The 21,999-nt window shown below is 67.9% G+C and carries 21 protein-coding genes; 11 read left to right on the top strand and 10 right to left on the bottom strand.

Translation table 11 applies throughout. The features are described from left to right. Positions 1–28 precede the first annotated feature (28 nt). Both ACFVMC_RS00865 and ACFVMC_RS00860 read right to left on the bottom strand, forming a co-directional pair. Positions 29–685 (bottom strand): Uma2 family endonuclease, encoded by a 657-nt coding sequence (locus ACFVMC_RS00865; protein ID WP_379205721.1) that lies wholly within the window; start codon positions 683–685, stop codon positions 29–31. A gap of 4 nt (positions 686–689) precedes the next feature. After that, positions 690–1,028, bottom strand: coding sequence for a hypothetical protein (locus ACFVMC_RS00860; RefSeq protein WP_379205720.1), 339 nt, complete (start codon positions 1,026–1,028; stop codon positions 690–692). A gap of 666 nt (positions 1,029–1,694) precedes the next feature. Here ACFVMC_RS00860 and ACFVMC_RS00855 point away from each other — a divergent pair. Further along, positions 1,695–3,410, top strand: a complete 1,716-nt coding sequence (locus ACFVMC_RS00855; protein ID WP_379205719.1) for a serine/threonine-protein kinase — start codon at positions 1,695–1,697, stop codon at positions 3,408–3,410. On the opposite strand, the gene ACFVMC_RS00850 is transcribed toward ACFVMC_RS00855, so the two are convergent. From ACFVMC_RS00850 to ACFVMC_RS00840, 3 genes are all read right to left on the bottom strand, one after another. Next, on the bottom strand, positions 3,407–4,333 hold the full coding sequence (locus tag ACFVMC_RS00850) for a patatin family protein (protein ID WP_379205718.1): 927 nt from the start codon (positions 4,331–4,333) through the stop codon (positions 3,407–3,409). The genes ACFVMC_RS00855 and ACFVMC_RS00850 overlap by 4 nt on opposite strands. Before the next feature lie 95 nt (positions 4,334–4,428). Then, a complete protein-coding gene (locus tag ACFVMC_RS00845; protein WP_379205717.1) occupies positions 4,429–6,222 on the bottom strand; it encodes an acetyl/propionyl/methylcrotonyl-CoA carboxylase subunit alpha in 1,794 nt (597 codons plus the stop codon). A 186-nt stretch (positions 6,223–6,408) separates the two neighbouring features. Continuing rightward, entirely contained in the window at positions 6,409–7,281 is an 873-nt protein-coding gene (locus tag ACFVMC_RS00840; protein WP_379205716.1) for a sulfurtransferase, read from the bottom strand. 166 nt (positions 7,282–7,447) lie between these two features. Here ACFVMC_RS00840 and ACFVMC_RS00835 point away from each other — a divergent pair, with 166 nt between their 5' ends. Next, positions 7,448–8,227 carry a helix-turn-helix transcriptional regulator gene (locus ACFVMC_RS00835; protein ID WP_379205715.1) on the top strand — a complete coding sequence of 260 codons (780 nt, stop codon included), beginning with the start codon at positions 7,448–7,450 and terminating at the stop codon, positions 8,225–8,227. On the opposite strand, the gene ACFVMC_RS00830 is transcribed toward ACFVMC_RS00835, so the two are convergent. The 3 genes from ACFVMC_RS00830 to ACFVMC_RS00820 form a co-directional block, all read right to left on the bottom strand. Then, entirely contained in the window at positions 8,153–8,779 is a 627-nt protein-coding gene (locus ACFVMC_RS00830) for a nucleoside triphosphate pyrophosphatase (protein WP_379207744.1), read from the bottom strand. The genes ACFVMC_RS00835 and ACFVMC_RS00830 overlap by 75 nt on opposite strands. Positions 8,780–8,838: 59 nt before the next feature. Beyond that, the gene (locus tag ACFVMC_RS00825; protein WP_379205714.1) at positions 8,839–9,141 is read right to left on the bottom strand and encodes an acyl-CoA carboxylase subunit epsilon; all 303 of its coding nucleotides are present in this window, start codon (positions 9,139–9,141) and stop codon (positions 8,839–8,841) included. Between the two features lie 67 nt (positions 9,142–9,208). Continuing rightward, positions 9,209–10,849: an acyl-CoA carboxylase subunit beta gene (locus ACFVMC_RS00820; protein WP_379205713.1), complete on the bottom strand. Its 1,641-nt coding sequence runs from the start codon at positions 10,847–10,849 to the stop codon at positions 9,209–9,211. 168 nt (positions 10,850–11,017) lie between these two features. On the opposite strand from ACFVMC_RS00820, the gene ACFVMC_RS00815 reads away from it, so the two are divergent. Beyond that, complete coding sequence (locus ACFVMC_RS00815; RefSeq protein ID WP_379205712.1) at positions 11,018–11,839, top strand: biotin--[acetyl-CoA-carboxylase] ligase; 822 nt, start codon at positions 11,018–11,020, stop codon at positions 11,837–11,839. Positions 11,840–11,841: 2 nt separating this feature from the next. Here ACFVMC_RS00815 and ACFVMC_RS00810 read toward each other — a convergent pair whose 3' ends face one another. Next, positions 11,842–12,795 carry an acyl-ACP desaturase gene (locus tag ACFVMC_RS00810; protein WP_379205711.1) on the bottom strand — a complete coding sequence of 318 codons (954 nt, stop codon included), beginning with the start codon at positions 12,793–12,795 and terminating at the stop codon, positions 11,842–11,844. A gap of 168 nt (positions 12,796–12,963) precedes the next feature. On the opposite strand from ACFVMC_RS00810, the gene ACFVMC_RS00805 reads away from it, so the two are divergent. The 3 genes from ACFVMC_RS00805 to ACFVMC_RS00795 are packed head-to-tail and all read left to right on the top strand — an operon-like array spanning position 12,964 to position 15,561. After that, the gene (locus tag ACFVMC_RS00805; RefSeq protein ID WP_379205710.1) at positions 12,964–13,488 is read left to right on the top strand and encodes a PH domain-containing protein; all 525 of its coding nucleotides are present in this window, start codon (positions 12,964–12,966) and stop codon (positions 13,486–13,488) included. 9 nt (positions 13,489–13,497) lie between these two features. Further along, positions 13,498–14,175, top strand: a complete 678-nt coding sequence (locus ACFVMC_RS00800; RefSeq protein WP_379205709.1) for a response regulator transcription factor — start codon at positions 13,498–13,500, stop codon at positions 14,173–14,175. Between the two features lie 45 nt (positions 14,176–14,220). Beyond that, positions 14,221–15,561: a sensor histidine kinase gene (locus tag ACFVMC_RS00795; protein ID WP_379205708.1), complete on the top strand. Its 1,341-nt coding sequence runs from the start codon at positions 14,221–14,223 to the stop codon at positions 15,559–15,561. Here the strand turns inward: ACFVMC_RS00795 and ACFVMC_RS00790 are convergent. Continuing rightward, complete coding sequence (locus ACFVMC_RS00790; protein ID WP_379205707.1) at positions 15,558–16,106, bottom strand: GtrA family protein; 549 nt, start codon at positions 16,104–16,106, stop codon at positions 15,558–15,560. The two genes, ACFVMC_RS00795 and ACFVMC_RS00790, sit on opposite strands and share 4 nt — an antisense overlap. Before the next feature lie 39 nt (positions 16,107–16,145). On the opposite strand from ACFVMC_RS00790, the gene ACFVMC_RS00785 reads away from it, so the two are divergent. From ACFVMC_RS00785 to ACFVMC_RS00765, 5 genes are all read left to right on the top strand, one after another. Further along, positions 16,146–17,369 carry a 5-(carboxyamino)imidazole ribonucleotide synthase gene (locus ACFVMC_RS00785; protein WP_379205706.1) on the top strand — a complete coding sequence of 408 codons (1,224 nt, stop codon included), beginning with the start codon at positions 16,146–16,148 and terminating at the stop codon, positions 17,367–17,369. After that, the gene (gene purE, locus ACFVMC_RS00780; RefSeq protein WP_379205705.1) at positions 17,366–17,866 is read left to right on the top strand and encodes a 5-(carboxyamino)imidazole ribonucleotide mutase; all 501 of its coding nucleotides are present in this window, start codon (positions 17,366–17,368) and stop codon (positions 17,864–17,866) included. Before ACFVMC_RS00785 ends, purE begins: the two co-directional genes overlap by 4 nt. Further along, positions 17,866–18,543 (top strand): TetR/AcrR family transcriptional regulator, encoded by a 678-nt coding sequence (locus ACFVMC_RS00775; RefSeq protein WP_379205704.1) that lies wholly within the window; start codon positions 17,866–17,868, stop codon positions 18,541–18,543. The genes purE and ACFVMC_RS00775 overlap by 1 nt, the downstream gene beginning before the upstream one ends. A 116-nt stretch (positions 18,544–18,659) precedes the next feature. Further along, a complete protein-coding gene (locus ACFVMC_RS00770; protein WP_379205703.1) occupies positions 18,660–19,820 on the top strand; it encodes an acyl-CoA dehydrogenase in 1,161 nt (386 codons plus the stop codon). 168 nt (positions 19,821–19,988) lie between these two features. Beyond that, the gene (locus ACFVMC_RS00765; protein ID WP_379205702.1) at positions 19,989–21,941 is read left to right on the top strand and encodes a nitrate- and nitrite sensing domain-containing protein; all 1,953 of its coding nucleotides are present in this window, start codon (positions 19,989–19,991) and stop codon (positions 21,939–21,941) included. Positions 21,942–21,999 lie beyond the last annotated feature (58 nt).

Here is a 21,999-nt window from a genome sequence, read left to right as displayed (position 1 = left end):
ACCGGGTACACCGGCGTGATGCGGTAGCTCAGATTTCGAGTTCGGACCATGGGATCCGAATGGGGAAGGGGTGATCGATGATGATGCCGTCGAGTTGGATCGGTGGCGTCCACTCGCCGATGACGAGATAGTTGGTCGGTCGCAAGGGTTTGATCCCTTCCGGCAGGTGCCCGTGGTCGTCGGTGGTCAGCGCGAAAGCCCGGACCATCGCGACGGCGGCGTCGGGACGAGCGAGGCTGACCTCCCAGTAGTACGGGATGCGTTCACTCGCGTAACGAGCTTTCTTGGCTTCGATGTCGGTCTGCGTATTGGACGGCGAATGGACCTCTCCGGCCAGCAGGACATCGCTGGCGCGGACATCGAGGTACGGTCGCTCGAGACAGCGGTAGACCATGAAGTCGGGGGTGACGAAGTTCGATTTGTTGCCACCGAAGAACACGTTTGTTTCGAACGTGACGCGCCAACACTGATCCGAATCGGTCGCCATCGTCGCACGGGCGCACCGTTCGATCTCGTTGGTCAGACGGCGGGTAATCGTTTGATGTTCGCTGGGGCCGCGGCGAACCCAGACCACCTTGCCGTCCCAGAGTTCGATCTGGTTGGCGATCTCGTCCGGAAGTAGCTCCAGCTCTTCCCAGGTCATGTACTCCGGGAGATCGGGCGGCTCTATTTCTGGCATGGCCATAGCCTCATGCTATCTCCAGTCCCAAGGCGCCCGTAGCGAATCTGCGGACGGTGGTGAGGCCCTGCTGCAATGCCTCGTCGTAGCCCGCGCGGGCCCACCCGGTGAGTTCGGCCGCGCCTTCGGTGGTGGGGGTTACGCCGATCTCGGCGACCATTTCTGCGGTGGTGGGTTCGCAGACCGCCCACGAGTAGTGGATCTCCTTATCCCACTGGGCGGCTCGGCGGGCGACATAGTCGGGGTCGGTGATGCCGCCGGCGGCGAGCGCGGGACGGTCGTCGATGCGGTCGTCGGCGCGCAGCGCGCGCAGATACCAGCTGCCGGCATTGATCTCGATGGGTTCCATCAGTCGTCCTCGCAGCGTCGATCACCGATTGGGCAGGGTCACAGCAAAGGCTAGCGTCCCGCCGCGACCTTCCGGCCCACGGAATCGCCGATATGTCCGAATCATGGTGGGTATGTTCGGCTCGGGAAGCGTGGATCGCGGGCGGGTACCTCGTGGATGGATCTTTCCACGTGAGGAGCAGGCCCATGGGCGACCAGTCGTTCAGCCCGTATCGGTTGCGGCAGCCGCTCGGGCGGGGCGGTAGCGGGGCAGGTGTGGCCGGCCTTCGATTTCGCGACCGAACGGCTGGTCGCGCTGAAGATCGTGGCGGCCGGAGTGTCGCGGGGCGGTATCGGCGCAGGCGGATCCCGAGTTCGGTACGGACCCGCGCTACCGGCAGCGGTTCGAACGGGAAGCGCACGTGGCTGCCGCGCTCGAGGGGGCAGATCACGCTGTCCTGCACCATGATCGGTGATCTGCTCGCGATCCGGGCACCGGTTCTGGTGGGTCTGCCGGACAACGGGCAGGCAAAACCGGACGACGGTGGGCCGGGCAACAACGGCGGGCACGGCAAGCCGAAACCGAAGCGGTCGACGTCGGTCAGGTCACAGCTGTTCCTGCTACAGGTGCCGGGGCGGCGGGGGTTAGGCTCCGAGGAAGACCGCGGTGAGCACTCGGAGGTGAGGGATGGGCGTGCGATTCGGCCCGTACCGGCTCGAGCGGCTGCTCGGCAAGGGCGGGATGGGGGAGGTATGGCTCGCCGCCACCAGCACCGGTCACCGTGTCGCCGTGAAAATGCTGGCCGCCGAGCACGCGGCCGACAGCGGTTATCGGGCCCGTTTCGAGCGGGAAGCCGAACTGGCGGCGGCCCTGAGCGATCCGCATATCGTGCCGATCCACGCGCACGGCGCGATCGATGGCCGCCTGTTCATCGAAATGGCATTCCTCGAGGGAACCGACCTGTCGACGCGCCTGGCCAAGGGCCCGCTGCCGATCGCCGCGGCGGTGGACATCGTCGGCCAGATCGCGGGCGCGCTCGACACCGCGCACGGAATCGGCCTGGTGCACCGCGATATCAAGCCCTCCAATATTCTGGTCCGCCCGGACGGCTTCGCCTATCTCATCGATTTCGGCTTGGCCCGCTCCCTGGGCGCGTCCACGCTCACCGCCACCGGGATGGCCATCGGCACCCTCGCGTATATGGCCCCGGAACGCTTCACCGGCACCGGCGATGCCCGCTCCGACACCTATTCGCTGGCCTGCGTCCTCTACGAATGCCTCACCGGCGTCCGCCCTTTCGGCGATACCGACGCCGCCCGGCAAATGCACGCTCACCTCATGTCCGCCCCGCCCCGCGCGGCCCACCACAACTCCGCCATCCCCACCGCCCTCGACGAGGTCATCCTGCGCGGTCTTGCCAAGGACCCCGCCGCCCGCCACCGAACCGCAGGCGCTTTCGCCACCGCCGCCACCCGGGCACTCACCTCCGAACACCCGCCGACCCACGCGGCGACAGTCGCGGCTCGACCAGTGCCGACGCGAGCGGAATCGGTTGTGGCGGGACCGGTGCCGACCAGAGCGGAATCGGTTGTGGCAGGGCCGATGCCGACCAAAGTGCAGACTGTTGTAAGTGGGTCGATGCCGAGTTCGGCGTTGCCCGTGGTGCAGCGGGGTGGGCTGGGGGCAGGGCGGCGGTGGTATCTGCGGCGACGTGGTGCGGTCGCTGGAGCTGGCGGGGTTGTGAGTGCGAGGTCCGGGCCGGTGTGGGCGCCCGCACCGGTGCGACGGCAGGTCTTGCCCTCGCGGGGCCCGGGCTACCGTGTACCGGCGCGGCCGGCCCCGAGGCGGCGTAAGGGCGGTTTTCTGCGGAAGCTGTTCTGGATGCTGATCGTGCTGTTCGTCCTGCCGCTCGGCGTGGCCGCCGGATGTTTCGCACTGGTGGCGAGCAGCACCGACCAGACCGGTGGGGTGACGGCGAATCCGCCGGGAGTCGCCGAGCCCGCGGCGGAGCCCGAGGTCGCGCCAGCCGGTACTCCGGTGCGCGACGGGAAGTTCGAATTCGCGGTCACCGAGGTGGAATCGGGCGTGCGCAAGATCGGATCGCAGACGGCGGCGGGCTCGTTCCTGGTCGTCACGGTGACCGTGCGGAACATCTCCGACGAGCAGAAGTGGTTCACCCCGTTCGGGCAGAAGCTGGTCGATACCGCGGGTAACCGGATCGATCCGCATCTGCTCGCAACGTATATGCGTGGTAACGGCAAGCATCGCAACACAATTCAATTGAATCCCGGCGAATCCGCAACCGGAAAACTAGTTTTCGATGTTCCGAATGCCGCGACACCGAGTCATCTTGTTCTGCACGACTTCCCGCTGTCCGGCGGTGTCGAGGTGGCCCTGTACTAGGCGACGCGCACGGCCTCGGTGAGCGCGTCGAGCACCGCGTGCCGCCCGATCTCGAGCGCGGCGGTGAGCAGGTCGGTGTCGCGGGAGGAACTGGAGACGGTGGGGGAGCCGAGTGGGGGATGGATCTGCATGGCCGCCGTGCCCAGTTCGGCCAGGAATCCGTCCTCGACCCGCTGCTGGCCGGGCCGGGCGCTCCAGGCGCGATAGGCGCCGGGCGCGCGTAGTCGCAGATATCCGCCGCCGACCACCTGATGCAGGAAGGGGTCGCGCGGTCGCGTCTCGTCGACGCGCCGGGTGCGCAACACCAGGGCGTGGGTGGCGCCGTCGCGCACCGCCATCCGAATCGGCACCGATTCCGCCAGCCCACCGTCGAGATAGGCGGCGTCGCCCAGCGGCACCGGCGGCCCCGCCAGAATCGGCAGCCCGGCCGAGGCCCGCAGCGCGGTCTGCAAGGTCGGTTTGTCGGTGATGAACGGATGCAGATCGACCGCGAGCCCGGTGCGGATATCGGTGGCCACGGGATGGAAGGTCGTCGGGTTGCCCAGGATCGCCGGGAAGTCCATCGGCTCGATCCCGTCGTAGACCTGCTCGACCAGCCAGTGCAGGTCGAATGCCCGGCGGCCGCGCAGCATGCGCGCCGAATCGACGGTGCGCCGCAGGATCATGGGGTCGGTCCAGGTCCGCATGCCGGGCACGACCCGGCCGCTGAGGAACCAGGCACCGTTGAGCGCGCCCGCCGAGGTGCCGTACACCGCGTCGAAGATGCCGCCGAGCCCGAGTTCCTCGAGCGCGCACACCATGCCGCCGGCGTAGACGCCGCGACTGCCGCCGCCTTCGATGACGAGGACCAGCCGGTTCCCGTCCGTGCGGTTTCCGGCGGTACTGCGTCCCCGAATCACCTCGGCAACAGTGGAGCTGGTCACCGGACCACCATACGACAGGTCGCCGCGGGCGGATCAGGACGGCAACGCGAAGCGGGCGTGAACAGTCGTCCACGCCCGCTTGCGGTAATGCTTGTCTACTTGATCTCCGCCAGCACGGTGCCCTGGGTGATCGCGGCGCCCGCCTCGACGGACAAACCGGTGACCACGCCCGACTTGTGCGCGTTGACCGGGTTCTCCATCTTCATGGCCTCGAGCACGACGATCAGGTCGCCTGCCTCGACGGTCTGGCCTTCGGCCACGGCGACCTTGACCACGGTGCCCTGCATGGGCGCGGTGACCGCGTCACCGGAGGCGGCGCCGCCGCCCGCTCCGCCGCGCTTGCGCGGCTTGGGCTTCTTGCGGATCGCACCGGCGCCGTTGCCCGCGCCACCGCCGACGGTGAAGTTGCCCGGCAGCGACACCTCGACGCGTCGCCCACCGACCTCGACGACGACCTTCTGCCGCGGCAGCGCCTCGTCGTCGTCTTCGGCGGCCGCACCCGGGGTGAACGGCTCGACGGTGTTGACCCACTCGGTTTCGATCCACTTGGTGTAGACGTCGAACTTCTCGCCGTCGCCCACGAAGGCCGGGTCTTCGACGATGGCCCGGTGGAACGGGATGACGGTGGCCAGGCCGTCGACCTCGAATTCGGCGAGCGCGCGGCGGGCGCGCTGCAGCGCCTGGTCACGGTTCTCGCCGGTGACGATCAGCTTGGCCAGCATGGAGTCGAACTGGCCGCCGATGACGCTGCCCTGCACCACGCCGGAGTCGACGCGCACGCCGGGGCCGGTCGGCTCCTTGTAGACCGCGACCGGGCCGGGGGCGGGCAGGAAGCCACGTCCGGCGTCTTCGCCGTTGATCCGGAACTCGAAGGAGTGCCCGCGCGGAGTCGGGTCTTCCTTGATCGACAGTTCGTGGCCCTCGGCGATGCGGAACTGCTGGCGTACCAGGTCGATGCCCGCAGTTTCCTCGGTGACGGGGTGCTCGACCTGGAGGCGGGTGTTCACCTCGAGGAAGGACACCGTCTCGCCCTGCACCAGGTATTCGACGGTGCCGGCGCCGTAGTAGCCCGCTTCGCGGCAGATCCGCTTGGCGGATTCGTGGATCTTGCTGCGCACCTCGTCGGAGAGGAACGGCGCGGGCGCTTCCTCGACCAGCTTCTGGAAGCGGCGCTGCAGCGAGCAGTCGCGCGTGCCCGCGACCACGACGTTGCCGTGCTTGTCGGCGATGACCTGTGCTTCGACGTGGCGGGCCTTGTCCAGGTACTGCTCGACGAAGCATTCGCCGCGGCCGAAGGCGGCGATGGCCTCACGGGTGGCGGAGTCGAAGAGTTCGGGGATCTCCTCGATGGTGTGCGCGACCTTCATGCCGCGGCCGCCACCACCGAAGGCGGCTTTGATGGCGACCGGAACGCCGTACTGCTTGGCGAATTCGACGACCTCGTCGGCGTTTTTGACCGGGTCCTTGGTGCCCGCGGCCATCGGCGCGCTGGCGCGCTCGGCGATGTGGCGGGCGGTGACCTTGTCGCCGAGGTCGCGGATGGACTGCGGGGACGGGCCGATCCAGATCAGCCCGGCGTCGATGACGGCCTGGGCGAATTCGGCGTTCTCGGACAGGAAGCCGTAGCCGGGGTGGATGGCGTCGGCGCCGGACTTGGCGGCGGCGTCGAGGATCTTGTCGAACACGAGGTACGACTCGGCCGAGGTCTGGCCGCCCAGGGCGAAGGCTTCGTCGGCGAGTTGCACGAAGGGGGCCTCGGCATCGGGTTCCGCGTAGACCGCGACGCTACCGATTCCGGCGTCCTTGGCCGCCCGGATCACGCGCACGGCGATCTCGCCTCGATTGGCTACGAGTACCTTCGTGATTCGCGCGCTGGCATGGCTGGGCACTGAGCCTCCTGGTTTGCAATCTTTGGTCGCTTCGCGGGGATGGGGCTGCGCAGGCTTCCGCTCCCGTGGGTCGACAATTTACATCTCGGGCGAGTGTAGGCAGTCTGCCAATAGAACCCGAACTCGGATAGCCCTACTCGACAGTAGGTCGCACATCACACCTGCGTATCGGGTGTGTGGCAGCGCTCAGGCGGGCGCGGGCGGGATCATCCCGGGTTCAGCCCCCCTGACAATCGGCATCCGGACCGAGTTGCCCCATTCCGCCCAGGATCCGTCGTAGTTGCGGACGGTCCGGAATCCCAGCAGATAGGTGAGCACGAACCAGCTCAGGCTGGAGCGCTCGCCGATCCGGCTGTAGACGATGAGGTCGTCGGAATCGGTGAGTCCGCGGTAGAGCTCGTCGAGTTCGGCCCGGGACCGGAAGCGCCCGCCCGCGCCGATCGCCTGCGTCCACTCGATATTGCGCGCGGTCGGAATGTGCCCGGCGCGCAGCGCCGACGCCTCCTCGCCCGCGTACTCCTCCGGTGCGCGCACATCCACCAGCGGCTTGCCCAGGTGCCCCAAGACGTCGTCGCGGAAGGCGCGCGCGGTGCGGTCGTCGCGTTCGACCTCGGGGTAGGCGCTGCGCACCGGATAGGTCACGTCGAAGGTGGTGTCGCGTTCCTCGGACAGCCAGGCCGCGCGACCGCCGTCGAGCAGGCGCACGTCCGGGTGTCCGAACAGTGTGAACAGCCACAGTGTGTGGGCGGCCTGCGCGTTGTACCGGTCGCCGTAGAGCACCACGGTGTCGTCGCGGTCGATGCCCTTGGCGCGCATGAGTTCGGTGAAGCGTTCGCCGTCGAGATAGTCGCGGGTGACCGGATCGCTCAGATCGCCTCGCCAGTCGATCTTGATCGCGCCGGGGACGTGACCGATGTCATATAGCAGGACGTCCTCGTTGGACTCGATGATCTTCAGACCCGGCGCGCCGATGTTTGCCGACAGCCACTCTGTGGTTACTAATCGGTGAGGATGTGCGTAACTTCCGAAGGTAGTGGCTAGGTCCGGGGCGACGGGCACGATAGGGATCCTTCAGGCGAGGTAGACGATGGTTTCGGCGGTTCGTGCTGCATAACGATGGTATGTGTGCTGGGTTGTTGAATCTCATGTCAGATCACAAATCGGCTGAATGGGCGAATAAATCGCACCCGCATCCGATAAAGTCTCCCGGGAGGAGGGGTGAGCTATGTCCGATTCGTGGCCGCGACGGCGACTGCTCGCGATCCTACGTGGCGCCAGCGAGCCGCTCGATGCCCAGGAACTGGCCCGAATCACCGGACAGCACGTCACGACCGTCCGCTTCCACCTCGATGTCCTGACCAAGGAATCGCTGGTACGCCAGTTCCAGCAACCCCCGCGCGGCCGTGGTCGCCCGCGTATCGGCTACAGCGCCGTGCAACGCTCGGTCGGCTATCAGGAACTCGCGCAGGTGCTCGCCGATCAGCTCGGCAACGATCCGCGCCGCCGCTCCGACGCCGCGATCACCGCGGGCCGCGCCTGGGGCGCCAAGCTGGACGCCGGTGATCATCCCGTGGATTCACTCGAGGACGCCCGCGAGGTCACCATGACCCTGCTCTCGGAACTGGGCTTCGCCCCGGAACGCGACCCGGAGGCGGCCGAACCCGAGGATCAGGTACTGATCCGGATGACGGCGTGCCCGCTGCGCGATCTGGCCCGCACCCACTCCGAGGTGGTGTGCGGTGTGCACCTGGGCTTGATCCAGGAAGTACTGGACCGCAACGGCGGCCGCGATACCGTCAGCGCCCGGCTGCTGCCGTTCGTGGAGCCGGAACTGTGCGTCGCGCGATTGGAACTGCTGGCGCGCCGCGAGGCCACGCCGGTGGCGGTCGGGGCCGAGAGTCCCGCCCCGGAACCGGTATTGGCGCCGCCGTCAGCGGGTCGGATGCCCCCACAGCTGCGCAACGGTGACCCCAACGTCGCCAAGCAGTCGGCGCAGCAGTGGTAACCCGATCCCGATGACACTGGACGGATCGCCCTCGATCCGATCCACGAACCAGCCGCCCATGCCGTCCAGTGTGAACGCGCCCGCCACCTGGAGCGGTTCGCCGGTGGCGATGTAGGCGTCGAGTTCCGCGGGATCCGGAGCGGCGAAATGCACGGTGGTGGAACTGCAATCGACGGCGACCGCGGCGACGGCGCCGTCCTGGATGCGCAGCACACAGTGCCCGGTCAGCAGGTCGGCGCTGCGGCCGGCCATCTCGGCCCAGCGGGCTCGCGCCACCTCGGGCGTGCGCGGCTTGCCCTGCAGCACCCCGTCGACGAGCAGCATCGAATCACAGCCGACGAGAACGCAATCGGCGGGAATGTCGCCCGCGGCGGCCACCGATTCGGCCTTGGCGCGGGCCAGCTCCACGACGACGACCTCGGGGGCCGAGCCCGCGGGCAGGGCCGCGGCGACAGCGTCCTCGTCGACGTCGGAGACCCGCACCACCGGATCGATGCCCGCGGAGCGGAGCACCTCCCGGCGGGCGGGTGAGGCGGAACCGAGTACGAGCACCCGGGGTGGCTGGCCGGCGGGGCGGACCGAACCGGTGGGCTGGGTCGATCCCAGCGTGCTCAACGCAGGTGCGACAGTTGGGGATACGCGTACGGGGAGAAGGGCGAGGTGCCGCGGTGCAGCATCGTCGGCCGGCCCCACAGATCCTGCGGGCCCGAATCGGCCGCCGCGGCAGCGCTGTTGGCGGCCGCGCCGAACACGCAGACCAGTGCCGCGAGCTCGACATCGGTCGGCGCGCCCTTGACGACGCGGAACAGCGGCTGGCCCGTCGCGTCCGTGGCCACGGCGGCAGGCGCCTCGTCCGCGATCGGGTCGACGGTGAGTTCCAACTCGACGGCGGTCAACACATCTTCTTCTGCCACGGTCGTCACAGTGCCAGATCCTCTCTGTCGCTTCTCCGCAGACGTATCGCGAAACACTATCGCGCCGCTACAGCGGGATGTTGCCGTGCTTCTTCGGCGGCAGTGTCACCATCTTGCGTTCCAGCAGCCGCAGCGCCGACACGATCTGACCGCGGGTGTGCGAGGGCGGGATGACCGCGTCGACGTAACCGCGTTCGGCGGCCACATACGGGTTCACCAGGGTGTCCTCGTACTCATTCTGCAGTTCCAGGCGCAGGGCGTCCACGTCACCGCCGCTCTTGGCGGCTTCGGAAAGCTGCTTGCGGTAGACGAATCCGACCGCGCCGGAGGCGCCCATGACGGCGATCTGCGCGGTGGGCCAGGCCAGGTTGACGTCGGCGCCCATGTGCTTGGAGCCCATCACGTCGTAGGCGCCGCCGTAGGCCTTGCGGGTGATGATCGTGATCTTGCCCACAGTGGCCTCGCCGTAGGCGTAGAGCAGCTTGGCGCCACGCCGGATGATGCCGTTGTACTCCTGGCCGGTGCCGGGCAGGAAGCCGGGCACGTCGACCAGCGTGATGATCGGGATGTTGAAGGCATCGCAGGTGCGCACGAAGCGCGCGGCCTTCTCCGAGGCGTCGATGTCCAGGCAGCCCGCGAACTGGGTGGGCTGGTTGGCGACGATGCCGACGCTGCGGCCGTCGACCCGGCCGAAGCCGACGATGATGTTCATCGCGCGCTCGGCCTGCACCTCGAGGAATTCGTCGTCGTCGAGCAGACGACGGATGACCTCGTGCATGTCGTAGGGCTGGTTCGGCGAGTCCGGGATGATCGCGTCGAGCTCGCGGTCCTCGTCGGTGAGCGAGTCCTCGATGGCGCCGGAGATCGGGTCGGTGGCCGGGAACCGGGGCGCTTCGGCGCGGTTGTTGCTCGGCAGGTAGGACAGCAGATCCTTGACGTAGTCCAGGGCGTCCTGCTCGCCGGAGGCGACATAGTGCGCCACACCGGATTTCGTCATGTGGGTGTGCGCGCCGCCCAGGTCTTCCATGGTGACGTCTTCACCGGTGACGGTCTTGATCACGTCCGGGCCGGTGACGAACATCTGCGAGGTGCCGTCGACCATGACCACGAAGTCGGTGAGCGCTGGGGAGTAGACGTGCCCGCCCGCGGCCGGGCCCATGATCAGCGAGATCTGCGGGATCACGCCGGAGGCCTGGATATTGCGGTGGAAGATCTCGCCGTAGAGGCCGAGCGAGACGACACCCTCCTGGATGCGCGCGCCCGCGCCTTCGTTGATGCCGACGAGCGGGCGGCCGGTCTTGAGCGCCAGGTCCATCACCTTGACGATCTTCTCGCCGTAGACCTCGCCGAGGCTGCCGCCGAAGACGGTGACGTCCTGGCTGAAGATGCAGACGTCGCGGCCGTCGATGGTGCCGTAGCCGGTGACGACGCCGTCGCCGAGCGGCCGGTTGCTCTCCAGCCCGAAGTTGACGCTGCGGTGGCGGGCCAGCGCGTCGAGTTCGACGAAACTGCCTTCGTCGAGCAGTGCGAGGATGCGTTCGCGGGCGGTCATCTTGCCCTTGGCGTGCACCTTGTCGACCGCGGCCTCACCCATCGGGTGCTTGGCTTCGTCCAGACGATTCCGCAGGTCGGCCAGCTTCCCAGCGGTGGTGTGGATATCGGGGGCGTCTGCCGGTTCAGGCGCAGACTGCTGCTGGACACTCGTCATGGCTCCGGAGTGTAACCAGTGACAGTTGCCCTCACTAACCTGAGTGGGGCTACCCGCGAGTACGAAAAACGCAGCTAGATCATTCCGGCGACGCCGCGAACAGGGCGTTCACCTCCTACGATGTGTGCCCGGCACCGAGTAGCGTGGCCGATTGTGCAAACGCCTTCGATGGATTCCGTGCCGCGCCCGCCCCTGGATATAGAACAGCTGCGGCGCGTCGTCGCCGAGTTGTCCTTCTATTCCGGCATCGAGGTGGTGGAGTCGACCGGCTCGACCAACGCCGACCTGATCGCCCGCGCGAGCGAACCGGGTATCGATCAGACGGTGCTGCTGGCGGAGGCGCAGCAGGCCGGGCGGGGACGGCACGCGCGCACCTGGGTGAGTCCGCCGCGCGCCCAGATCTCGATGTCGATGCTGGTGCGTCTGCGCGGGATCGCACCCGAGGTGCTGGGCTGGCTGCCGCTGCTGACCGGTATCGCCGTGGTGGACGCGCTGCGCGCCACCGCGGGCGTGGACGCGAACCTGAAGTGGCCCAACGATGTGCTGATCGGCGGCGGATCGCGGTCGGCGCGGGCAGGCAAGGTCGCCGGGATTCTCGCCGAGGTCGCCACCAGCGGTGACGCACCCGCGGTGGTGGTCGGCGTCGGCGTCAACGTCAGTCTGACCGAGGCGGAACTGCCGGTGCCGCACGCGACTTCGCTGCTGTTGGCCGGTGCGACCGAACTCGATCGCACCACGCTGGTTTGCGCGCTGCTGACCGAGTTCGCTCGCCGCTTCGACACCTGGCGCGCCGCGGGCTGGGACATCGGGAGCCTGCTCGACGACTACCGCGCGCGCTGCGTCACCATCGGCGCCGAGGTCCGGGCCGAACTGCCGGGCGGCGAGGTGCTGACGGGCGTCGCCACCGGCATCGACGACCACGGCCGCCTCCTGATCGGCGACCGGGCCGTCTCGGCGGGCGACGTCACCCACCTGCGCGCCGAGGGCTGAACTCAGGAGACGGGCAGCAGACCGCGGGCGGCTTCGCGGGCCAGCATGCGGTCGCGCTGCTCCTCGAACTTGAGTACGTCCTGCTCCAGCTTCAGCAGGAATTCGCCGAGCCGGTCGCGGGCCTGCTCGCCGCGCGGGCCGAAGTCGGTGCGTTCGAAGATCTCCCACTTCTTCAGGCACGGCTGCACCACTTCCTCGAGGTGCTGGCGCAGGTCGTAGATGCCGTGCTTGGCCATGAGCACGCCGTTGCGGCGGAAGTTCGGCATGCCGTAGCCGGGCATGACGAAATGCTCGAGGATGACGGTGATCGCCTCCATCGCCTGATCGGGCACCAGGTCCAGACCGGCCGCGCACAGGTTGCGGTAGAAGATCATGTGCAGGTTCTCGTCGGCGGCGATGCGCTGGAGCATGCGGTCGGCGATCGGGTCGTCGCAGGCGCGGCCGGTATTGCGGTGGCTGACCCGGGTGGCCAGCTCCTGGAAGGTCACGTAGGCGACATTGACCAGGAATCCACCCCAATTGTCCGGGGAGTGCACGCCATTGGTCATGTGCGCCATGCGCGCGTTCTCCAGGGCGACCGGGTCGACGCCGCGGGTGACCACCAGGTAGTCGCGCATGACGATGCCGTGCCGGTTCTCCTCGGCGGTCCAGCGGCCGACCCAGGTGCGCCACGCGCCGTCCATGCCGAAGTGCTCGGCGATCTCGCGGTGGTAGGAGGGCAGGTTGTCCTCGGTGAGCAGGTTGGTGATCATGGCCGCCTTGGCGACCTCGCTCAGCGTGGATTGTTCTGGGTCCCAGTCGGTTCCGCCCATGGCCGCGAAGTTGCGGCCCTCGTCCCACGGGACGTAGTCGTGCGGGTGCCAGTCCTTGGTCATCGACAGGTGCCGGTTCAGGTTCGCCTCGGCCACCGGCTCCAATTCGGTGAGGATTTCCAGCTGGGTCAGGTCCCTGGTCACACACGCCTCCACGGTCTTTGTCGAACATGGCTTTTCGAGCAGGACAGAACTTGAGCAGTGCAAAACTTGCCGACGCGAAAGAGATCGACCCACGCAGGCTGACGATTGTGGCAGCACGCCGGGCTCGGTGTCAGGCATTCTGGCATCTTCGAGCGGTAGGGTTCGACCATGGGTTCCCCCGAGGAGGCGCTGGCCCCGGATGAGCGGCTCGTCCTGCATCGCCATCCGCATTGGAAGATGCTGTTCTGGCCCGTCGTGACGCTGGTGCTGGCCACCGCCGTCGCGGGTTTCCTTGGGGGACTTGCCTCCCGGCGTCTGGAGGGCTCCGCGCGCACCGTCGTGCTGCTGGTGATCCTGGCGCTGTGGCTGGGTGTGCTCGCCTGGCGCTGCGCGGCGCCCGTCCTGAGCTGGAAGTCGACGCATTTCCTGGTCACCGATCGGCGGGTGCTGGTGCGCCAGGGCGTGCTCACCCACACCGGTATCGATATTCCGATGAGCCGGATCTCGAGTGTGCAGTTCCGGCACGGACTCTTCGATCGAATGCTGGGCACCGGCACGCTGATCATCGGCTCCTCGTCGGAGGAGCCGCTGGAATTCGATGACATCCCACAGGTCCAGCAGGTGCATCATCTGCTCTACCACCAGGTGTTCGATGAGGAGCGCCGTCCCGCCGATCCGCAGTGGGGCCCGTAACCTGGTTCCATGACCGCCGTACTGCTCGCCGAGGACGACGAGGCCATCGCCGCACCGCTTTCCCGCGCGCTGGGGCGTGAGGGCTACACGGTCACCGTCGAGAGTTTCGGGCCGAACGTGCTACGCCGCGCCCTGGAGGGCGGACACGATCTGCTCATCCTGGATCTCGGCCTGCCGGGGATGGACGGGCTGGAGGTGTGCCGTCAGGTGCGCGCCCGCGGCGCCGATCTGGCGGTGCTGATGCTCACCGCGCGCACCGACGAGGTCGATTTCGTGGTGGGTCTGGACGCGGGCGCCGACGACTACGTCGGCAAACCGTTCCGGCTCGCCGAACTGCTGGCCCGGGTGCGAGCCCTGTTGCGCCGCAGCGGAATCGGCGACGAGACGGTGGAGGTGGGTGGGATCCGGCTGGAGCCCGCCGCGCGCCGCGTCCTGGTCAACGGCGTCGAGATCGGTTTGGCGAACAAGGAATACGAGCTGCTCAAGGTGCTGATCGACCGGGCCGGTCAGGTGGTGCCGCGCGAGACCATCCTGCGCGAGGTCTGGGGTGACGCGGAGCTGCGCGGTTCCAAGACCCTCGACATGCACATGTCGTGGCTGCGCCGCAAGATCGGTGACGAGGGCCCGATGGCCGAGCGGCGCATCGTCACGGTGCGCGGTGTCGGTTTCCGGCTGAACTCGGCATGAGCCCGGTAGTGGCGCGGCGTGGCCGACATCGTGTGAGCCGCTGAGGTGCGCCGCCGAATTCTGCGGTCCATGCTCACCGTGCTGACCCTCACCACGGTGATCCTCGGCGTGCCGCTGATCTATACCGCCTGGTTGTGGGTGGAGGACATCACCCGCACCGATCTGCGTGGCCGGCTGGATCGGATCGCGCTGGAGGTGATCGCGCAGGAGCAGGCCGACGGGCTGGTCCGCGGCGGTTTGGATATCCGCACGGTGCGTCCGCTGGTGCCCAAGGACGGCAAGCTCACCATCGTCTATCCGACGCCGCAGGACAGTGCCTCGCGCATCGATATCGGCGCGGCCGAGGTGCCGGATCCGCTGATGGAATCACTGGCCATGGGCACCTCGGGGTCGCTGCGGCTGGAGGTGCCGGCCGGGCCGATGCACGTCAAGCAGCGGCAGGCGGTCGCGGCGGTGGCGCTGGCGGTGCTGGCCTCGCTGGGCGCGGCGGTGACGGTCGCGGTGGTGACCGCGCGCCGGGTGGCCGATCCGCTGCGTGATGTGGCGGCGCGGGCCGCGCGCCTGGCCATGGGTGATTTCCGGCCCGACCCGCGCCGGCACGGCATCTCCGAACTGGATCGGGTCTCCGATGTGCTCGATTCCGCGACGGTGGAGATCGCCGGGCGGTTGCAGCGCGAGCACGCGCTGGTCGCGGATGTCTCGCATCAGCTGCGTTCCCGGCTGACCGCGGTGCGCCTGCGCCTGGACGAGCTGTCCGCGCACACCGATCCGGAGGTGGTTCACGAGGCGGAGGAGGCGATGGCACAGGTCGACCGGCTCACCGACGCCATCGACGATCTGGTGCGCGCGTCCCGCGACGAGGACGCCGCCGACCGGGACCCGATTCCGGTGATGGACGAGCTGCGCGGTGTGGTCGCGGAGTGGCGGCACCCGTTCAACGAGGCGGGCCGGACCCTGGTGCTCACCGGGGACAAGACATTGCGGGCGCCGATCACCGGGCAGCGGTTGCGGGAGGCGGTCGCGGTGCTGGTCGACAACGCCCTGATGCACGGTGGCGGCACCTGCACGGTGTCGGTGCGTACGGTGCGGCCCTCGGTGCTGGCGGGCGGTGAGGCCGAGCGCGGCAGTGCGCGCGAACCGCTGGTGTGTGTGGAGGTCGCCGACGAGGGGGAGGGTGTGCGGGACGAGCTCGCGCCGCACATCTTCGACCGGGGTTTCTCGGCCGGAGGTTCGACCGGGGTGGGGCTCGCACTGGCCCGGGCGCTGATCGAGGCGGACGGCGGGCGACTGGAATTGCAGCGGCGTCGGCCGGCGCTGTTCGCGGTCTTCCTGGGGGCCACGACCCCGCGGATCGCCTCGAACGCCGTGATCGCCGAACCGCGTTAGCTGTGGCCCAGCTGCTCTTCCTCGAACAGGAACTCGTCTTCGAATTCCTCGACCAGCTGGTTCATTTCGTCAGGGAACACCCAGCGCCGCATGGCCCAGAACCGGAACGCCATCTGCAACAGGTTGCCGATGATGAACGCGCTGATGAAGTCGGCGATGTTCTCCACCATCAGGCTGACCGCGGGCACACGTAGATCGAAGACGTAGCTCGAGACCCACAGCGGCAGGAAGCTCAGCACCACGCCGACGCCGCTGACGGCGAAGAACAGCAGTGCTTCGTGGTGGCGTTCGCGCCCGCCGCGATTACGGAAGGACCATTCGCGGTTGAGGATGTAGGACGCGATGACGGCGATGACGCCGGAGATGATCTTGGCGGTGACCGGCTTCTCGGTGAGTACGCTCAGCTTGAGCACGTAGAAGATGCCGCTGTCGATGACGAATGTGATGCCCCCGACGATCGCGAACTTGATCAGCTCGTGGTGGCGGAAAGCGATCTCCGCCAGGGGTCTGGGGAGAACGTTGACTACGCCGTCGACGAATGACACAAGGATCGAGTGTACCGGTAGCGCTCATTCGGCCCGCACATGACAAGATTGCCAGACGTGACCCCCGCACGATTCTCCGATTCTTCCGCGCTGCCCACCGTGACCATGGTCGGCGGCGGTCAGCTGGCGCGGATGACGCATCAGGCCGCGATCGCGCTCGGTCAGCGGCTGCGCGTGCTGGCCGAGCGTCCCGAGGACCCGGCCGCCCAGGTCAGCCCGGAGATCGTGCTCGGCAGCCATAACGATCTGGCCGCGCTGCGCAAGGCCGCCGTGGGTTCGCACGCGCTCACCTTCGACCACGAGGGTGTGCCGACCGAGCATCTGGAGGCGCTGGTCGCCGAGGGTGTGAACGTGCAGCCGCCGCCGTCGGCGCTGGTGTTCGCCCAGGACAAGCTGGCCATGCGCACCAAGCTGGCCGAACTGGGTCTGCCGGTGCCCGCGTTCACCGCGGTGACCGCGCCCGCCGAGGCGGTGCGCTTCGGCGACGAGCACGGCTGGCCGTTCGTGTTGAAGGCGGTGCGTGGCGGCTACGACGGTCGCGGGGTGTGGATGCCCGCCGACCCGGCCGCCGCCGAGGCGGTCGTGGCCGAGCAGCTCGCGCACGGTGTGCGGCTGCTGGCCGAGGCGAAGGTCGATTTGAAGCGGGAGCTGTCGGCGATGGTGGCGCGCTCGCCGTACGGGCAGGCGGCGACCTGGCCGGTGGTGGAGACGGTCCAGCGCAACGGCCAGTGCGCGGTGGTGCTGGCCCCGGCCCCCGACCTGTCCGAGGAGCTTGCGCTGCAAGCGGAGTCGCTGGCGCTGAACCTGGCGCGGGAGCTGGGCGTGGTCGGCGCGATGGCGGTGGAGCTGTTCGAGACCCACGACGGCGAGCTGCTGATCAACGAGCTCGCCATGCGCCCGCACAATTCCGGTCACTGGGGTATGGACGGTGCCCGCACCGGCCAGTTCGAGCAGCATCTGCGCGCGGTGCTGGACTATCCGCTGGGTGACACCACTCCGCTGGCTCCAGTCACGGTGATGGCCAATATCCTGGGCGCGCCGCAGGCTCCGGCGATGTCGATGGATGAGCGCCTGCATCACCTGTTCGCGCGGCTGCCGCAGGCGAAGGTGCACATGTACGGCAAGAGCGAACGCCCGGACCGCAAGATCGGGCACGTCAATGTGCTCGGCGACGATGTCGCGGTGGTGCGGGAGCAGGCAGAGCGGGCGGCGCATTGGATGTCGCACGCGGTTTGGACCGACGGATGGGATCCCCACGCATGAGCACTGCGCAAGTTGGCCTGATCATGGGCAGCGATTCCGACTGGCCCACCATGGAGGCCGCCGCGGAAGCCTTGGCGGAGTTCGATATTCGCTTCGAGGTCGGCGTCGTGTCCGCGCACCGCACTCCGCAGCGCATGCTCGATTACGCGCGCGAGGCCGCGGGGCGCGGCGTCCAGGTGATCATCGCGGGCGCGGGTGGCGCCGCCCACCTGCCCGGCATGGTCGCCTCGGCCACCCCGCTCCCGGTCATCGGCGTCCCCGTGCCGCTGAAGTACTTGGACGGCATGGATTCGCTGCTGTCGATCGTGCAGATGCCGGCCGGTGTCCCGGTGGCCACGGTCTCCATCGGCGGCGCTCGCAACGCGGGTCTGCTCGCCGTCCGTATTCTCGCCGCCCACGACCCCGACCTGCGTTCCCGCATGGAGCGGTTCCAGGCCGGTCTCGAGCAGATGGTGCTCGACAAGGACCAGGCGCTGCGCGACAAACTGCTGGGCTGATGGTCGCCGAGGACGCCGCGCAGTTCCGGCTGGCGGTGGTGGATCAGGCGCTGCGGTTGTTCGCCGAGCAGGGGTACGAGGCGACGACTGTCGACGAGATCGCGGAGGCGGCGGGGATCAGCCGCCGGACGTTCTTCCGGCAGTTCCGCTCCAAGGAGGACGTGATCTTCGCCGATCACGAGGCGCAACTGGCGCAGGCGGCAGCGGATCTGGCGGCGTCGCAGGCGGATCCGTGGGACGCGGTGTGCGACGCGGTGGTCGGGGTGTTCGAGCGGTTCACCCAGTGGCGCGATATCGCGGCCCGGCGGTATCGGGTGGTGCGTCAGGTGCCTGCGTTGCGCGAACGCGAGATCGTGGCGGTGTTCCGGTACGACCGGCTGTTCATCGACTTCCTGCGCGACCGGCTGCCCGATGCGCCGGATCTGGCCCGGGTGCAGTTCACCGCGGCGGTGACGGCGACGCACAACTATCTGCTGCGGCGGATGGCCCGGGGCGAGTCGGATGCGGGTGCGGCCGATCTGCGGGTGCAGCTGGCGGTGATTCCGCGCGGTCAGGTCGCGCGGCGCGGGGCCGATGAGCTGGTGGTCGCGGTGTTTCCGCGGGACATGCCGCCGCGCCGGATAGCCGATCTGGTGACCCGCAAGCTGGGTACGCTGGATTCCGAAACCGACGTGTGAACTGACACTCAGTGCCATTCGGTATCTGCATGTCGTCCGATAGCGCTGCGTATACTAAGCGATTAATGTGGCACTGAGTGCCGACATCGATCACGACACAGCCAGGAGTGTGCCCCATGGCGGGAAACCCGGATTTCGATCTCTTCAAGCTCGAGGACTTCCACGACGAACTGCGCGGTGCCATCCGCGGGCTGGCGGAGAAGGAAATCGCCCCGCACGCCAAGGACGTCGACGGTAACTCCCGCTTCCCCGAAGAGGCGCTCACCGCGCTGAACGCCGCGGGCTTCAACGCTGTGCACGTGCCGGAGGCGTACGGCGGCCAGGGCGCCGACTCGGTGGCCACCTGCATCGTGATCGAAGAGGTCGCCCGGGTCTGCGGATCCTCCTCGCTGATCCCCGCGGTCAACAAGCTCGGCACCATGGGCCTGATCCTCAACGGTTCCGAGGAGCTGAAGACCAAGGTCCTCGCCGATATCGTCGCGGGCAGGATGGCGTCCTACGCGCTGTCCGAGCGTGAGGCCGGCTCCGACGCGGCCTCCATGCGCACCCGGGCCCGCCAGGACGGCGACGGCTGGATCATCAACGGCTCCAAGTGTTGGATCACCAACGGCGGCAAGTCCGATTGGTACACCGTCATGGCCGTGACCGACCCCGACAAGGGCGCCAACGGTATCTCCGCGTTCATGGTGCACTCCGATGACGAGGGCTTCGTCGTGGGCCCGCTCGAGCACAAGCTGGGCATCAAGGGTTCCCCGACCGCCGAGCTGTACTTCGAGAACTGCAAGGTGCCCGGCGACCGCATCATCGGCGAGCCCGGCACCGGTTTCAAGACCGCGCTGCAGACCTTGGATCACACCCGCCCGACCATCGGCGCGCAGGCCGTCGGTATCGCGCAGGGCGCCCTGGACGCGGCCATCGCCTACACCAAGGACCGCAAGCAGTTCGGCAAGACCATCGCCAGCTTCCAGAACACCGAGTTCATGCTGGCCGATATGGCCATGAAGATCGAGGCCGCGCGCCTGATGGTCTACACCTCGGCCGCTCGCGCCGAGCGCGGTGAGAAGAACCTGGGCTTCATCTCCGCGGCCGCCAAGTGCTTCGCCTCCGATGTGGCCATGGAGGTCACCACCAACGCGGTGCAGCTCTTCGGTGGCGCCGGCTACACCACCGATTTCCCGGTGGAGCGCATGATGCGCGACGCGAAGATCACCCAGATCTACGAGGGCACCAACCAGATCCAGCGCGTCGTCATGTCGCGCGCCCTGCTCCGGGGCTGATTCCGCGCGGTCGTCGCACACCGGATTATCGCCGGTTCGGATCATCGGCCCAATCAGCGAAAGTGCTGCGGGAGCGACGTTTCGGTGACTAACTTTGCCTGCACCACTGGCACGTAGCCAGACTTGCAGGTAGGCGATAATTCGGTGTTCAGCAGTAGATTCCTCGATATGACCTCCGCGCGGTGGCGGCGGGTCGTCAGTGTCCGGACCAGGGTGCTGGTCATCGTTCTCATCCCGAGCGTCGCGCTCCTCGCGGTCGGGGTGGGCGGATCTGCCTATCTGGTGCAGAGCGGACGGGAGGCCAATCGGTTCGCCGAGCTGGCGCGTGGCACCTCCGGGCCGTCGATCATGATGATCGAAGCCTTCCAGGAGGAGCGCAGGCTTTCGCTGCTGTTCCTGGCCGGGGACGCCTCGACGGGGCTCGCATTGGCCGAGGCGCGCAAGCAATCCGATGTGGGATACGCGGCGGTGGTGGCCCAAGCCAATGCGTTGTCGGAATTGCGGCCCGACCTGAAGGAAGGATTCTTCCGGGTCGGTGTCGGCCAGAAGGTGCCTGCCCTGCGCGCCGCCATCGATGCGCGCACGATCCCGGCCGCGGACGCGTTCACCGCGTACAGCATGGCGGTGGCGGCCATCATCAACGGCTGGCTGATCTCGGCGAGCGTCGCGCCCGATTCCCATATCGCGGTCGAGCTGTACAAGTCGGTCCATGCGCTGCGGGCCGCCGAATCCATATCGCGCACCAGCGGATTGGGTTCGCTGGTGCTGCTCACCGGGCAGTTGTCGCCGGAGTTGCTGGTGGAGTTGGCCGGCTATATCGGCGACGGGCGAGGCGAGATCGCCTATGTCGGGTCGGTGCTCCAGGGGGCACACCTGGACCGATGGAAGGCGATCACCGCCGGCTCGGATTGGCAGCGGCTGCGCGCCATGGAGGACGCGATCCTCGAGCATGGCCCGGTCACCGGTTCTTCCTCCGGCATATCCGTCGATGAGCTGCCACTGACGCTGACCGAATGGCAGCAGGTCGCCGGCAAGGTCCGGCGCGATCTACTGGGCCTGTGGGAGGCTCAGAGCGTCGACGCGCATTTCGAAGCGACCGAACAGGGCAATCGACTCAACCGGAACTCGCTGGCCGCCGGGGCGGGCGTGCTCTCGCTCGCGCTGGTGGCGTTCCTTGCGGCGCTGGTCCTGGCCAACAGGTTCATCGCGCGCCTGCGTCGGCTACGCCGGGAAACGCTGGAATTGGCCGACGAGCGGCTGCCGGACACCATCCGGCGACTTTCGGGCGGCGAGGAATTCGATGAGGCCGCGGACCGATTGGATTTCGGAACCGACGAGATCGGCCACGTCGCCGACGCCTTCAACCGCGCGCACCAGGCGGCGGTGGCGGCGGCGGTGGCCGAGGCGAAAACCCGGGCGGGCGTGAACGCGGTGTTCGTCAAAATCGCCCACCGCTCGCAGGGGGTGGTGCACCGCCAGTTGGCCCTGCTCGACAAAGCCGAGCGGGAGGAACAGGAATCGGACCGGCTGACGTTGCTGTTCCAGCTCGACCACCTGGCGACTCGGGCTCGCCGCAATTCCGAGAACCTCATCGTGCTCGGCGGGGAACAGCCGGGCCGAAAGTGGCGTCATCCGGTGCCGCTGGTCGATGTGGTTCGCGGTGCGGCCGCGGAATCACTGGACTACACCAGAATTCATGTCCGGAAACTGCCGGAGACACAGATCGTCGGCGCGGCCGTCACCGATATCATCCACCTCTTGGCGGAACTGGCCGACAATGCCACCGCGTTCTCTCCGCCCGACTCGTCCGTCGAGGTCACCAGCGGGACGGTCGGCAAGGGAATCGCCATCGAGATCTCCGATCAGGGCCTCGGCATGTCGGCCGCGGATATGGCCGCACGCAATGCGCTACTGGCACAGCCGCCGGATTTCAGCGTCGCGACCATGTCCGGAGATAGTCGGCTCGGATTGTTTGTGGTCGCCAAATTGGCTGCTCGCCACGGCATTACGGTTCGGCTTACCGCGTCCGACTACGGCGGGGTGAAGGCGATCGTGCTGATTCCGAGATCGCTCACGACCGCCACGGTGCAGCGGTCCTCGAACGTTGCTCGAGTGCAATAATTCCGATGCTGACGCGTGACCTGACCATTCTTATATAAATCGGCTGATCCGGCCGATG

Origin of the sequence: Nocardia sp. NPDC127579 (assembly GCF_042672005.1) — a bacterium.
Classification (GTDB): Bacteria; Actinomycetota; Actinomycetes; order Mycobacteriales; family Mycobacteriaceae; genus Nocardia.
The sequence above is the reverse complement of the archived record's forward strand: the minus strand, read 5'-3'. Positions and strand labels throughout refer to the sequence as shown.